Below are 13,798 nucleotides of genomic sequence, written 5' to 3'. Positions count from 1 at the left end.
ATTCTCCTGGGACTGCGGGAAACCGCGAGTCCGTTGTCACTCGGATGATGTTCGCGAGCCGACCGGCTCGGTGCCTTCGGACCGAGTGCGTGCCGGGACGGCGCCGCGAGTTTGCCGGCGACCGAGAGCGACGAACGCAACGCCGATCAGGAGCAACGCGGCGAGTGGCACGACTTGGGCGAGGGTGTAGGGCCAGCGCTGATCCGCGAAACCGCTCGGCAACGCGTCGTCCGACTGGCCGCCCGTGCCGAACCAGCCCAAACCCAGCCCCGGCCAGATCAGTTGCAGCAACGTGTAAGCGACGATGGCCGTGGTGGGGATCGACGCGGCCCAGACGCCCAGGCGCCCGCCCGGAATCCGGAACGGCCGGGGCGCGTCCGGGAACTTGCGGCGCAGTACCGGGAGACAGAGGAACAGGAACAGGTAGGCGAGCATCGTCAGGGAAATCGCGAGGTTCAGCCCGGCGCTGAAGTACTTCCCGGTGTCGCCGTTGGTGAAGTTGAACGCGGCGACCATGACGCCCGTCGCGAGGACACCGGAGAGCATGTTGATCCGGACCGGGGTGCCGTGTTTGGCGGAAATCACGCCGAAGAACCGCGGGCCCGTACCGTCGGCACACGCTGTGGCCTGTGCGCGGCATTCGCCCATTGCCCACGACACGCCGCTGGTGAACAGGGCCACGATGAGTCCCACCGCCGAGATCACACCGACCACGGCGCCGAATCCGGTCAGCTCGACGGTTCCATCGGGAAGCACTTCACCGCCGTAGACGGTGAAAACCGCCTTCGCCGCGTCGATGAACCCACCAAGCCCGGTGACCTGGTCACCGGGCAGGACCAGCAGGATCCCCGCGATCGGCGCGGCGACCATCACGAACGACAGCACCCCCGAGCGCAGCACGCCGAGTGGGATGGTGCGCTGTGGTTGCTCCATCTCTTCCGCCGCGGAACTGGACACCTCGAAGCCGACGAAGGTGAAGACGATGACCGGTACGAGTGCGATGAACCCGACGTAGGTGGGGGCGAAGTCGGCCCCGTGCAAGGGCTGGGTTCCGCGGCTGACGCCGTAGACCACAGTGGACACGAAGAAGAACCCGAGGAGCACGATCCTGGCCCAGGCGCCCACCACCGGAACCCACCGTCCGAGGCGGACCGGAGCCGACGTGGAGAGCACACCCGCCCAGATGAACACCAGACCCGCGACATAGCTCCAGAAACCAGGTAGCGGATGGACGAACTTGGCGAAGGTCTCCATCGCCACCACGCACAGCGTGCCGCCGACCCATACCGGATTCGACAACCAGTACACGGCTTGCACCACGCCGGCGAGGGATTTGCCGAACGCCAGGCGCAACCAGGTGTACAGGCCTCCTTCCAGAGGAAACGTGGCGCTCAGCTCGGCCACGATCAACCCGTACGGGATGAAGAAGGCGACGGACAGGATCAGCAGCCAGGTGAACGCCTCGTGGCCGGCGGCGGCCAGCGATCCGATCGTGTCCAAGCCGACGAGCGAACACAGGAGCACGAAGAAGGCATCCAGCCGCCGCAACCCGCGCTTGAGTTTGGTCCTGTCCACCTGCAGGAAATCGGAACCATCGGCGGTGATCTGGTCGGGCACGGATCCTCCTCGTCATTGGGGATGCTCGTGGCGGTGCGCCGGGCCGTCATTACTGACTGATCAATCAGATAGTGTGCGCAGAGTCTGGGACAGCGGTCACACCGTGTCAACCCCCTCGGGTAACTTCGTCGGCATGGCCAGGGGCAAGAAGAGCGCAGGTGCGCGTCGCGAGGAGATCCTGGCGGCCGTCGGAGAACTGATCGCGGAGCAGGGAATCAAGGGGCTCCGCGGTGCCGATGTGGCGTCCCGGCTCGGCGTCAGTCCGGCGCTGGTGTTCTACCACTTCGAGTCGCTCGACAAGCTCATCGTCGACGCGTTCCGGTACGCCACCGAGCGCGATCTCAACCGGCTGGACGAGTTGCTTGCCTCCGAAGCCGGCAGTACCACCCAGCGGCTCCTTTCCGCCCTGCACGAGTACGGGCCGACCGGGGACGCGCTGAGCTGGCGGCTGTGGATCGAGGGCTGGGCCGCCTCTCTGCACCACACCGAATTGCGCGCGGTCATCCGGGTGCTCGACAACCGGTGGCGGGCGGTCATCACCGACCTGATCGCACAGGGTGTGGCGGCGGGCGAGTTCTCCACGGCCGACCCGCGTGGTGCGGCATGGCGGATCACCGCGATGCTCGACGGCTTGGCCGTGCAGCGGACCGCACTCGACGAAGCCGTCTCGCGCGCTGATGTGGACAACTGGACCAAGACCGCTCTGGCCGCGGAACTGGGCGTCACTCCTTGACGGGAGAGCCTCGCCTCCGTTACTAACTGTCTGACTGCTCAGTTAGTAACGGAGGCGAAGTTGACGCTCAGCCTGCCCCACGAAGTGTCCGCGGAAACCGCAGCCGCGGACGCACCGTTCTTCGAGATCACCTGGCACGACACGGAATCGAGCGCGACCGGGTACCTGGTGATCGATCGCCTGGTCCGGGGTCTTTGCAGTGGTGGCCTGCGGATGCGCGCGGGATGCACCATGACGGAGGTGCGCGGGCTGGCCAGGGGAATGACCCTGAAAGAGGCCCTCCACTACGAGCCGGGCGGCCACTACGTGCCGCTGGGCGGGGCCAAGGGAGGAATCGACTTCGACCCGTACCACCCGGACGCCGAAGGCGTGCTCGAGCGCTACCTCGCGGCCATGGCTCCGCTGATCGAGCAGCGCTGGACGATGGGTGAGGACTTCGGGGTGCAGCAGGACACGGTTGACCGGCTGATCGACCGCATCGGCCTGACCAGCTCGGTGCAGGCCGCCCACCGCGTCGTGGCCGATCTCGATGCCGCCAAGGTGCGCATGGAAAGCGCTTTCAGCACCCAGGTCGACGGTGTTGCGCTGGATGAGCTGGTCGGCGGCTTCGGCGTGGCCGAAGCCGCGCTCGCCGCGCTTCGGCACCGACAGCTGGATCCGGCCGAAACCACGGCGTTCGTGCAGGGATTCGGTTCGATGGGCGGAGCGGCCGCCCGGTATCTCGCGCGTGCCGGAGTCCGCGTGGTCGGGATCGCCGATGTTCAGGGAGTGGTCACCAACCCGGACGGCCTGGACGTCGAGCGGCTCTTGCTGACCAGGGGGCGCGGTGGGGCGGTGAACCGCGCGGAGTTGCGCGACAGCGATCGCGTGGAGTCCGGTGAGCGCTGGTTGGACGTTCCCGCCGACCTGCTCGTGCCGGCGGCGATGTCCTACTGCATCCATTCCGGCAACCAGGACCGGGTCCAGGCCCGTGTCATCGCGGAGGCGGCGAACATGCCCATCACGCCGGAAGCGGAGGAGCGGCTGACGGAGCGTGGAATCACCATCATGCCGGACTTCCTGGCCAACTCGGGTACGAACGTGTGGTGGTGGTGGGTTCTGTTCGGCGACATCGACGGCAGCGCCGGGCAGTCGTTCGCCAAGATCGCCGATCGCATCGGGACCCTCAGCCGCCAGACGCTCACGCGCGCGGAACGGGAGGGGGTCAGTCCGCGCAGTGCGGCCTTCGCCATGGCCACCGAGCGCTTGACGGACCTGACGACGCACTTCGGCCATCTTGGTGACCAACACTGATTCCGGTAGCCGGCATGGCAGCGCACAACAGTCGACCGAATCAGAACAACGACGTTGGAGAGGACAGGGCGATGAGGCGGTGTACCGGTGGCCGCGCGTTGGTTGACGGATTGTGCCGGCATGGAGTGGACACAGTGTTCGGAATCCCCGGCACCCATAACCTCCCGGTCTTCTCCGCACTGAGCGAGATGGGCGTGCGCACCGTGCTCACCCGGCACGAGCAGGGTGCCGGATACGCGGCCGACGGTTACGCCAGGGTGAGCGGCCGCCCGGGAGTCTGCGTGACGACTTCCGGGCCGGCGATCCTGAACTGTTCCGCCGCGGCCGCGCAGGCCTGGTCGGACTCGGTGCCGGTGCTGTTCGTCGCCCCAGGCCCGCCCACCGATCATCGCGGTCTGGGCAACGGGCAGTTGCACGAGGTGCGTGACCAGCGTGCTGCGATGGCGTCCCTCCTGGCGCACGCCCATCGGGTGAACTCGGTGGCGGAAATACCCGAGGCGGTCGCGGCCGCGTTCGCGGCGATGCTGTCCGGGCGCCCCCGCCCCGCCTATCTGGAGATCCCGCATGATCTGCTGGCTGCCGTGGCAGCCGTTGCCCCGGTCGATCCGCTGCCCCGGGCGGCGGGAATGCCCGCGGCGGAGGCGCTGGACGCGGCGATGGACGTGCTGATGGGGGCTCGCCGGCCAATGATCATCGCGGGAGGTGGGGCACGGGGCGCGGCCGCGCCGCTGTGCGCGCTCGCCGAGAGCTTGGACGCACCGGTGGTGACGAGCGCCAACGGCAAGGGCGTGTTCGACGAGGCACACTCGCTGGCGGTGGGCGCAGGACTGCACCAGCCGTCGGTACGAGCGCTGGTGGCGGACAGCGACGTGGTTCTTGCGGTCGGCACGGAGTTGGCGCCCTCGGATTTGTGGTATGGACCGCTTTCGCCCGCCGGCACGCTGGTGCGGATCGACGTCGACCCAGGCGCGCTCACTACGAATGCCGACCCGCAGGTCCGGTTGCTCGGCGACGCCGCCATCACGATCGACGCGCTGTTGACGCGTTTGGCCGATCGTCCACGCGCGGACCGGGCGGGCGCCGAACGATCCGCCCGATCACGAACCGAACTGCGAGCTGACGCGGCGCGGGAAGGTGCACTCTATCGCGAAATCCTGGACGCATTGGCTCCGCTGATGCAAAGGTCCACTGTGGTCGCCGGCGACAGCACGATGGCCTGCTACTACGGTGCGCTGTCCGGGCTCACTGTGCGCCGCCCCGCCGGATTTCTCTATCCCACCGGGGGAGGCACCCTGGGTTACGGCCTGCCTGCCGCGATCGGCGCCAAACTCGCCGATCCCGAAGCGTCGGTCATGGCCCTTCTCGGCGATGGAGGCGTCATGTTCACCGTGGCAGAGTTGGCCGCCGCGGCCCAACTCGGGCTTGCGCTACCGGTGCTCGTGGTGGACAACGGTGGCTACGGCGAGATCCGCAACGAGATGCGCGAGCGCGGTGAAACTCCGGTCGCGGTCGACCTTGCGTCCATCGACTTCCCCGCGTTGGCCCGATCGATGGGATGCCACGGCGAACACGTGTCAGGCCCCGCGGCCCTTACTCACGCGGTGACAGCCGCATTCGCCGCCGACCGCCCCACGGTGTTGCACATCCATGCGTAGCACCGTGGGGCGGTCGGCCGAACAGCTTGCCTGCTGAGGTGTCCGAACTGGATCGCGGAACCGCAGTCGGAGTCGGTGCGTGTTCCGTTCCGTCGGCACCGTCAGCGTGCATGCGACTTATGAATAACTGAATAATCAGTTAAAATTCGAGCAGGGTCACATTGGGTCGGGCGGGCAGGAGGTCACCGAAGCGGCAGGAGGCGATCGACGAACGCCCGGCAGGTCCGCCGCATGCGGCGCAGATCCATGTTGCGGGAGCCGGCGAGCACCTGCAGTGCCAGCCCGTCCAGCACCGCGACCAGCAGGTTGGCCACCTCCACGGCGTCGGTCTTGCCGATCTCGCCCGCGGCCTGGCCGTCGCGCACGATCCCGGCCACGATGCGCCGCCACTCGCCATAGGCGCGGTCATTGAGTTCCTGCAGATCGGGATCGTGGATGGCCTCTACCCACAGTTCGGCCCACACGTGCCAGGCCTCGACCGTCTCGTCGTCCGCCGGCAGGTAGGCGTCGACGAGCGCGCGCAGCTTGGTGACCGCGTCGTCCTCGGATTCCAGGATCGCGGTGCGGCGTTCGAGCGAGTGCGTGAAATTCCGCTCGAACGCCGCGTGCACGAGATCCCGCTTGTTGCTGAAGTAGTAGTGCACGATGCCCGAGGACAGCCCGGCCGCCTTGGCTACGTCGGCGACGCGGACGGCGCGGAAGCCGCGCTCGGCGATCACCTTGCAAGCCGCTTGGAGGATCTGCTCCCTGCGCTCCGCTTCGACGTTGGGTCGCGGCATTCGCGCTCCTACTCCTCCCGGTGGGTACGCTGCCCGTTCACTGTAGCGTGCGCACTTGACTCACCCGTCAGTCAACGTGGGGCGATTCGGCGGTGTCCCGGTAACCCCCTTTGCCCAGCGGGCGCACCACACAGATCGTGAGCAGGTAGTGCAGCGCGCCCGCGACCACCACGGCGGGCAGGGACGCGGTCAGGTACCGGAACGGTCCCGCGGGCTCGTAGGTGACCGGGTTGAGCAGCAACGCGTAGGTCACCGCGCCCGCGGCGACCGAAGCGAACGCCGCCGGATTGACTCCGCGCCAGAACCCGTACCGCGACTTCGCGCTGGACAGGTAGAGGTCACGTAGCGCGAGCCTGCCGCGCCGGAGCAGGAAGTAGTCGACCAGTTGGACCGCGCACAACGGCGCGACCAGCGTCGCACCCCAAGAGACGAACTGTGAATAGTTGTCGTACACCGCTCCGGGGAAGAACACCAGCACGGCGGCGGGCAGCAGGATACCGCCGGCCAGCACGGGCCATGGCACCCGGCGCAGCAGCCGGCCGCCACCGCCCTTGAGCGCCACCATCGACGAATACCCCTGTGCCACGACGCTCGTGATGTTGGCGAAGCCGACGAAGGCCAGCGCGATCATGCCGAGGACGACCCCACCGAGCGGCACCATCCACTTCGTCGGGTCTTCGGAGGAGAGGGCCAGCGCGGCGAACGCGCCGACCACGGCGGCCAGCACCGAGGTGACGAACAGGCCGAGCATGTTCGGCCAGAACGCGGCGCGGCTGCTGGTGGTCAGCCGGGCGAGGTTGCCGACGTTGGGCCACCACGCGAACCCGCCCGCGATGTTGAGTTCGACGGCCAGCATGAAGTCCAGGTGCGGGTCTCCCGACGGGGACAGTGGCGGGATCGCGGCGAGTTCCGACCACGAGGTCTGTGTGAAGATCATGATCAGCATGCCGATGGTGACCACGACCAGCCCAGGCGCGACGATCCGGTTGACCCACTCCACCGACACCGGCCCGCGGGACAGCACCACCCAGCACACGACCACCGCCAGCAGTGCGATCAGGCTGACCGCGGGGCTCGCGGCATTCAGCCGGGTGCCGAAGGCCGTGTTGGCGACGTTGGCCAGCGCGTGTCCGCACATGATCGCCAGCACGGCCGACCAGGCCGCCGCCAGCACCGCCGACATCGCGATCATCAGCACGCGGGCACCTGCCGAGCCGAACGCGCTGCGCAGGCCGACGAACTGCTCGACGCCGTACTTGGCCGAGGGCAGGCACGGTGCCAGCGCGACCAGCAACGTGCTGATCCCGTAGCCGACCACGATGCTGGCGATGCCTGCCTTCGCGCCCGCGTACAGCGCGACCGCGCCGCCCTGCAGGAATGCCCAGGTCGCGATGGACAGGCCGACGTTGACCGAGGAGTAGCCCCAGAAGCCCCACAGCCGCTCGCCGCGCAGCAGTGGCAGTTCGTTGAGGGTGGCATCGGCGCCCGTGGCCCGTGTGGTCGTGGACTCGGCGGAGGCGCTCATGCCGGGTACCCCCACCAGGTCAGCGCCACGCACAGCGCGGCGAGCACCACCGCGGCGATCACCACGTCATGCCAGGGCAGGTCGTCCAGGAAGCCCTCACCACTGGCGGGATCCTGCAGTAACGTCAGCCGGCGCTCCAGTTCGGCTTCGAAGGCCGGGTCGGTACTGGCGGCTGTCTTCTCTGGCATGCCGGCTCCCATAGTTGACTGGCGAATTAGTTATTGCAGTGTGTGATCCGCTCCACAGTCTGTCAAGGGCATCTTCTGTAACAAGGAAAATCGGACCGGCTGGACACGGCCCGTGTTGAAGATTGACTGATCGGCCAAGAATGTTGAGCATGGCTCCATGCCACAATCCCTGTCTCCGTCCGGCAGTATGCCCGCCTTGCCGGCCACGGTGCCCGTCGCCGTCGTCGGCGCGGGCTACGCCGGTCTGTCCGCGGCGCTGAGTTTGCGCGACGAAGATGTGCCCGTCCTGGTGCTCGAAGGCTCCGACCGCGTCGGCGGCCGGATCTGGAGCCGTCGCACCGAAAACGGCACGCTGATCGACCATGGTGGCCAGTGGGTCGGTCCCACCCAGCACCGCATCCTGGCCTGGGCGGAACGCTTCGGCTGTAAGACCTTCCCGACCTGGGACACCGGGGATCATCTGGAGGCCTGGCACGACGGAACGGTCCGCCGCTACCGCGGGAGCGGCCCCGACGAAGCCCCCGGCGCGGACGGCTATGCCGAGGCGACCGCCCGCATCGACGAGTTGGCCCGGCGAGTCGAGGTGAGCGATCCCGCCGCCGCTGCCGAGGCCGAGGCGTGGGACAGCGAGACCGTGCACTCCTTTTTCGAGCGCACCGTTGACTGCCCCGACGCCCGCCGCAGGCTCGCGCTCGCGGTGCAGGGCGTGTGGGCGATGGAACCGCGCGAGATCTCGCTGCTACACCTGCTGTTCTATGTCGCCGGCGCCGGTGGTTTCGCGCAGCTGATGGACACCAGGAACGCCGCTCAAGATGCCCGGTTCCACGCGGGCGCCCAGTCGCCCGCACTCGCCGCGGCCGATCACCTCGGCGCGGCGGTCCGGTTGCGCTGTCCGGTCGAGGCGATCGACTGGAGCGGGGAATCCGTGCGGCTCACCACCGCGGCGGGGGAGGTGCGAGCGGAGCGGGTCATCGTGGCGACGCCGCCGCCCGCCACCGCGGCGATCCGGTTCCGGCCCGGCTTGCCCACCGCTCGGGCGCGCTGGTTGCAGCGCAGCGTGATGGGCGACGTCGCGAAGGTGCACGTGGTGTACCCGCGGCCGTTCTGGCGCGAGGACGGGCTGTCCGGGATCGCCTCGCTCTACGGCGAAGACGCGGCCGGTGTCGTCTTCGACAACTCCCCGCCGGATGGCGGTGCCGGGGTACTGGTCGCCTTCGTCTATGGCGACCGCCTGCGCCGCTGGTCCCGCGGCGACGACGGCGAGCGGCGGGCCTGCATGCTGCAGACACTGACTCGGCTGTTCGGGCCGGCGGCGGCCGAACCCGCGGAGTATGTCGAGAAGATCTGGCCGCATGATCCCTGGGTGGGTGGTGGCTACGCGGCCAACCCGGCGCCCGGCGCCTGGGTGGCGCATGGCGCGGCCGGTTGGCGTGCGCCGTGCGGCCCGCTCCACTGGGCGGGTACCGAGACCTCCGAGGTGTGGAACGGGTACATCGACGGCGCGATCCGCTCCGGCGAGCGTGCCGCGCGGGAAGTTCTCGCTAGTCTGGTCCAATGAGCGCGGCGGCCGACCTGGTGCTTCGCGGCGCCGCAGTGTTCACCGGGACGCGGCCGCACCCCACCGCGACCACGGTGGCGGTGACGGACGGGCGGATCACCGCGGTTGGCACCGACGAACAGGTGCGAGCGGTCGTGGGCCGGGCACGGGAAACCGTGCGGGTGCCCGGCGGGATGATCCTGCCCGGATTCACCGACGCGCACGTCCACCCGATCATGGGCGGCGTCGAACTCGATCAGTGCGACCTCTCCGGCTGCGCCGACGAGACGTCGACGATCGCCGCGGTCGCGGCCTACGCCGCGGCACGGCCGCGGTCGCCGTGGATCCTCGGTGGTGGGTGGCAGTCGCACCATTTCCCGGCCGGCGCGCCGACCCGCGGGCAACTCGACGCGGTCGTGCCCGACCGGCCCGCGTTCCTGCTCGACGCCGCGCACCATTCGGCTTGGGTGAACTCGGCGGCGCTGGAGCTGGCCGGGGTCGGGGCCGGCACGCCCGATCCGGCCAACGGCCGGATCGACCGCGCACCCGACGGCACGCCGAGCGGGTTGCTGCACGAGAGGGCGCGCGCACTGGTCGAGAAACTGGTGCCCGCAACGTCCGATGTGGACGCCGCGGCTGGTCTCGCGCGCGCTCAGCGCTACCTGCACTCCTTCGGCATCACCGGCTGGCAGGACGCCATCGTCGGCGCCTACGGCGGCCACCCCGACCACGGCGGCGTGTACGCCGAGGCGGCCGCGCGCGGGACGCTGACCGCGCGGGTGGTCGGCGCGCTGTGGTGGCCACCGGAGACGAGCGCCGCCGAGATCGGTGACCGGGTGGACGAACTGGTGCGCCGTCGTGCCGCGCTCAGCGGCGGCCGGTTTCGCGCGGACGCGGTCAAGATCATGCAGGACGGCGTGGCCGAGACGTGCACCGCGGCCATGCTCACGCCCTACGCCGGGGCGTGCGGCTGCGGCGCTACCGGCCTGTCCCACCTACCGTCCGAGCTACTCGGGGAAGTGGTGACCCGGTTGGACGCGGCGGGGTTCGCCGTACACGTGCATGCCATCGGCGACCGGGCGGTGCGCGAGGCGCTGGACGCGTTCGCGCGGGCACGCGCGCGCAACGGCCGTACCGGCAACCGGCATCACCTCGCGCACCTGCAACTCGTGCACGACACCGACCTTCCGCGGTTCGCCGGCCTGGGCGTCGCGGCAAACCTGCAGGCAGTGTGGGCCTGCCGCGACACCGAGATGCTGAGCACGACTTTTCCGGTGCTCGGCGCCGAGCGCGCGCAACGGCAGTTCCCGTTCGGCGCGCTGCACCGGTCCGGGGCGCGGCTGGCGCTGGGCTCGGACTGGCCGGTGTCCACTCCGGACGTTGTCGCCGCGATCCACGTCGCCGTGAACCGCAGGCCGCCCGGCGACCCCGCGGCGGCGCCGCTGGGGGAGGGGCAGGAGTTGGAGCTGACGACCGCACTGCGCGCGGGGACGGTGGGTTCGGCCTGGCTCAACGGCCGGGACGACTGCCGGGTGCGCGCCGGGGCACCCGCCGACCTGACGGTGCTGGATCGTGATCCCTTCACCGTCCCGGCCGAGGAGTTGTACCTGGTGCGCGCCGCGCTGACCGTGGCCAATGGCCAGGTAGTGCACCACAGGTGAGCCCACCGCGGTCAGCGCGCGAAGCCGTTCCTGCCGTCGCAACAACGGTTTTCGAAACTACGTCAGTCACCGACACGCCCGGCTGAGCCGGGAACTCGGGTGCCTGGACCGGGAACTCGCGTGCCTGGGCATTGGTTCACGTGTGACACTGTTAAAGTGATTTCAACAGACACCTACGGAAGTGTACATATCCCCTGGTCAGCGAGCTACGGGAGGCGCGCATGAGCCGCCGAGTCCTGAACCAGACCGTCTCCGACGACGTGATTCGAGCCTTCATCTACGTCCGGATCAGCAAGGACAGGGTGGGCGCGGGCCTCGGTGTTGAACGCCAGGAAGGTGACTGCCGGGACCTCGCCGGGATGCTCTCCCGGCAGTTCGGCAAGCAGGTGGTCGTGGTCGAGGTCTACGTGGACAACGACATGTCCGCATACTCGGGCAAGCCGCGCAAGCAGTACCTCAGGATGCTCGGGGACCTCCGCGTAGGCCGGGGCGAGCTGATCCTGGCCTGGCACACCGACCGGCTCCATCGCTCGCCAAGCGAGCTGGAGGAGTACATCCAGGTCTGCCAACCCCGCGACGTCGCCACCCACTGCGTCAAGGCCGGTCACCTGGACCTGACCACCCCGGCGGGTCGCCTGGTCGCCCGAAACCTCGGTGCCGCCGCCCGGTACGAGGTCGAGCACATGTCCGAGCGCATCTCCGCTCAGAAGCTGCGGGCGCTGACCAACGGCGAGTGGATCGGCGGCGGTCGGCCCTTCGGCTACGCGGGACCGATCCAGGATGCCTACGGCAACGTGCTCAACCGCGAAGAGGTCGGCGTCAAGATCATCGAGCACGAGGCGGCCATGATCAAGGACGCCGTGCAGCGGGTGATCTCCGGCGAGAGCCTGTACGCGATCTGCCGAAGGTGGACCGCTTCGGGCGTACCGACCCCGTGCGGGTCGAAGCGTTGGCTCCCGGCCACGCTCAGGCGCATTCTCGTCCGTCCCCGCAACGTGGGACTGGTGGCTCACCGCGGCGTCGTGCTGGAGGGTGTGAAGGCCGTCTGGCCACCGATTATCACCGAGGACGAGTACCACGCCGTCCGCGCGATCCTGCTCGACACCGAGCACCGGACCACGTACTGGGGCAGCCGGTCGCTCAAGTGGATGGGTACGAACCTCTACAACTGCTCCGTGTGCCAGGACCTGATGCGGTCGTCGGGGGAAGCGACCTACCGGTGCAGGCAGCTCAATCACCTGTCGGTTGTTGCGGACCCGGTCGACGCGATCGTGAACACCTACGTTTGTGCTCGGCTCGCCAAGCACGGCGCGGACCTGATCGAGGTTCCCAGCGGAGACGCGATGGACCTGCGTGCCAAGGCGAACACGCTGCGGGCGCGGATCGTCGAACTGGAGGACATGTTGGGCGAGGGCGAGCTGTCGCGCCCGGCGTTCCTCCGGCAGCGGGACAAGATCATGACCAAGCTGGATATGGTCAACGCCGACTTGGCGTCCCGCTCCACCAGTTCGGTGCTCAGCGGCGTCGCTGATGCGCCGAATCCGGCCGAGGTGTTCATGAACCCGGAGAAGACCCCGATCGAGCGGAAGCGGGCGATTGTGGACGCGCTGTGCACGGTCACGATCTTGAAGGGCAAGAAGGGGCGCAAGCCTCAACACCTCGTGGGCGACTTCCGCGACCGGGTGCTCATCGAGAATAAGGAGGCAGCGTGACCAGTCGCGACGTGAAGACCCTGATGGCGGCCGACGATTCCGAGCTAGAGCCATTCGAGCGGTTCCAGCTAAATATCGTGCGGATGTTCGACGAGTTGGAGGCCCAGCGCGCCGACCAGCGCAGGGAGCGGGGCCGGCGGATGGCCGAGTATCGCCGGTTGGCCGGGGAGATCGGCGAGACCTGGCGCGTGAAGCCCCAAAAGGTCACGGCCGTGCTGCTGACCGAGGACAACATTGAGCAGGCCGCCGCGCTGGTGCTCAGCACCGGAGTCGATGTGGAGGGCAGCCCGGATACGCATCGGCCCCGGTCGTTCTGGATCACTCAGGGTGATGGCGAGCTTGTGGCCGTGGTTGGGCAGTACCTTGTCAGGACGAACGCCGGTCGATGGAAGGTCTACGAGCGGCACGAGTTCGAGGCTGACCATATGCGAAAGGTGGAGCCGTGACCTTGGAGCAGCGAGCTATGACCGCCGCCGCGCAGCTACGGGCCGAGGGGCACGCCGACGACGCGACGGTTGTGGAGCAGAACATGGTGTATATCGGCCAGGTCTGGCGTGAGAGCCCGGAGTCGGCCTTCCTGGAAGACGACCTCGGCGACGTGCGGGACTGCCTCCAGTACATGCTGGAAGCAATGGGACGCCACGTCAGGGTCTGACCAGCAACACGAGAGAACCCCGGTGCTCGCAGCGCACCGGGGTTCTCTGTGTATTCAAGCAGTGATGTTCGAACGGTCCGTGACTGCACTGCACTGATACGTTCACTGCATGGCCGACGCCGCGTTTCCCGCGACAGCACGCCTCGCGACCAGAGATCTGCGCAAGCAACCCATCGAGAATCTGCTACAGAGGTTGAATTGTCAGGATTTGATCACGGCGTGTCGGGCTGACATTGGCTGGTCGGGTGCTGTATCTGGTTCGGGTGCGTTATCCCGATGGTGGTGGGCTGACGGCCGAGGGCCGGGCCCGGCGTGAGGTGGTTCGGTTGCAGGCGGCGGAGATGCTGGCCCAGGAGGTTGCGGTGCCGGAGATCGCCAGACGGCTGCGGGTGTCGCAGAATGCGGTGTATGTGTGGCGGCGGCGCTGGCTGGCCGAGGGTGAG

13 protein-coding genes are annotated in these 13,798 nt (G+C 68.5%); 9 read left to right on the top strand and 4 right to left on the bottom strand.

Features of this window, described 5'->3' with window-relative positions; genetic code table 11:
• Positions 1–36: 36 nt before the first annotated feature.
• Positions 37–1,617, bottom strand: coding sequence for an APC family permease (locus A3CU_RS48825; RefSeq protein WP_211246625.1), 1,581 nt, complete (start codon positions 1,615–1,617; stop codon positions 37–39).
• A 133-nt stretch (positions 1,618–1,750) separates the two neighbouring features.
• Between A3CU_RS48825 and A3CU_RS0138700 the strand changes: the two genes are divergently transcribed.
• From A3CU_RS0138700 to A3CU_RS0138690, 3 genes are read left to right on the top strand one after another with little or no spacing between them, the layout of a single operon-like run.
• Positions 1,751–2,350, top strand: a complete 600-nt coding sequence (locus A3CU_RS0138700) for a TetR/AcrR family transcriptional regulator (RefSeq protein WP_027946755.1) — start codon at positions 1,751–1,753, stop codon at positions 2,348–2,350.
• Between the two features lie 60 nt (positions 2,351–2,410).
• Positions 2,411–3,643 carry a Glu/Leu/Phe/Val dehydrogenase dimerization domain-containing protein gene (locus tag A3CU_RS0138695; RefSeq protein WP_052372920.1) on the top strand — a complete coding sequence of 411 codons (1,233 nt, stop codon included), beginning with the start codon at positions 2,411–2,413 and terminating at the stop codon, positions 3,641–3,643.
• A gap of 14 nt (positions 3,644–3,657) precedes the next feature.
• Positions 3,658–5,298: a 5-guanidino-2-oxopentanoate decarboxylase gene (locus tag A3CU_RS0138690; protein ID WP_342668961.1), complete on the top strand. Its 1,641-nt coding sequence runs from the start codon at positions 3,658–3,660 to the stop codon at positions 5,296–5,298.
• A 182-nt stretch (positions 5,299–5,480) separates the two neighbouring features.
• Here A3CU_RS0138690 and A3CU_RS0138685 read toward each other — a convergent pair whose 3' ends face one another.
• The 3 genes from A3CU_RS0138685 to A3CU_RS0138675 form a co-directional block, all read right to left on the bottom strand.
• Positions 5,481–6,077 carry a TetR/AcrR family transcriptional regulator gene (locus A3CU_RS0138685; protein WP_027946752.1) on the bottom strand — a complete coding sequence of 199 codons (597 nt, stop codon included), beginning with the start codon at positions 6,075–6,077 and terminating at the stop codon, positions 5,481–5,483.
• A 67-nt stretch (positions 6,078–6,144) separates the two neighbouring features.
• Entirely contained in the window at positions 6,145–7,602 is a 1,458-nt protein-coding gene (locus tag A3CU_RS0138680; protein WP_027946751.1) for a cytosine permease, read from the bottom strand.
• On the bottom strand, positions 7,599–7,790 hold the full coding sequence (locus tag A3CU_RS0138675; RefSeq protein ID WP_027946750.1) for a hypothetical protein: 192 nt from the start codon (positions 7,788–7,790) through the stop codon (positions 7,599–7,601). Before A3CU_RS0138675 ends, A3CU_RS0138680 begins: the two co-directional genes overlap by 4 nt.
• 157 nt (positions 7,791–7,947) lie before the next feature.
• On the opposite strand from A3CU_RS0138675, the gene A3CU_RS0138670 reads away from it, so the two are divergent.
• From A3CU_RS0138670 to A3CU_RS0138645, 6 genes are all read left to right on the top strand, one after another.
• Positions 7,948–9,348 (top strand): flavin monoamine oxidase family protein, encoded by a 1,401-nt coding sequence (locus A3CU_RS0138670; protein WP_052372918.1) that lies wholly within the window; start codon positions 7,948–7,950, stop codon positions 9,346–9,348.
• A complete protein-coding gene (locus A3CU_RS0138665; protein WP_027946748.1) occupies positions 9,345–10,988 on the top strand; it encodes an amidohydrolase in 1,644 nt (547 codons plus the stop codon). Before A3CU_RS0138670 ends, A3CU_RS0138665 begins: the two co-directional genes overlap by 4 nt.
• 221 nt (positions 10,989–11,209) lie before the next feature.
• Entirely contained in the window at positions 11,210–12,700 is a 1,491-nt protein-coding gene (locus A3CU_RS50375; RefSeq protein ID WP_052372916.1) for a recombinase family protein, read from the top strand.
• Positions 12,697–13,146: a hypothetical protein gene (locus tag A3CU_RS0138655; RefSeq protein WP_027946747.1), complete on the top strand. Its 450-nt coding sequence runs from the start codon at positions 12,697–12,699 to the stop codon at positions 13,144–13,146. Before A3CU_RS50375 ends, A3CU_RS0138655 begins: the two co-directional genes overlap by 4 nt.
• Positions 13,143–13,355: a hypothetical protein gene (locus A3CU_RS0138650; protein WP_027946746.1), complete on the top strand. Its 213-nt coding sequence runs from the start codon at positions 13,143–13,145 to the stop codon at positions 13,353–13,355. The genes A3CU_RS0138655 and A3CU_RS0138650 overlap by 4 nt, the downstream gene beginning before the upstream one ends.
• A gap of 245 nt (positions 13,356–13,600) precedes the next feature.
• A partial coding sequence (locus A3CU_RS0138645; protein WP_027944686.1) for a helix-turn-helix domain-containing protein occupies positions 13,601–13,798 on the top strand: 198 nt, incomplete at its 3' end.

Origin of the sequence: Amycolatopsis taiwanensis DSM 45107 (assembly GCF_000519205.1) — a bacterium.
Classification (GTDB): domain Bacteria; phylum Actinomycetota; class Actinomycetes; order Mycobacteriales; family Pseudonocardiaceae; genus Amycolatopsis_E; species Amycolatopsis_E taiwanensis.
This window is presented reverse-complemented; position numbering and strand designations above follow the sequence as displayed.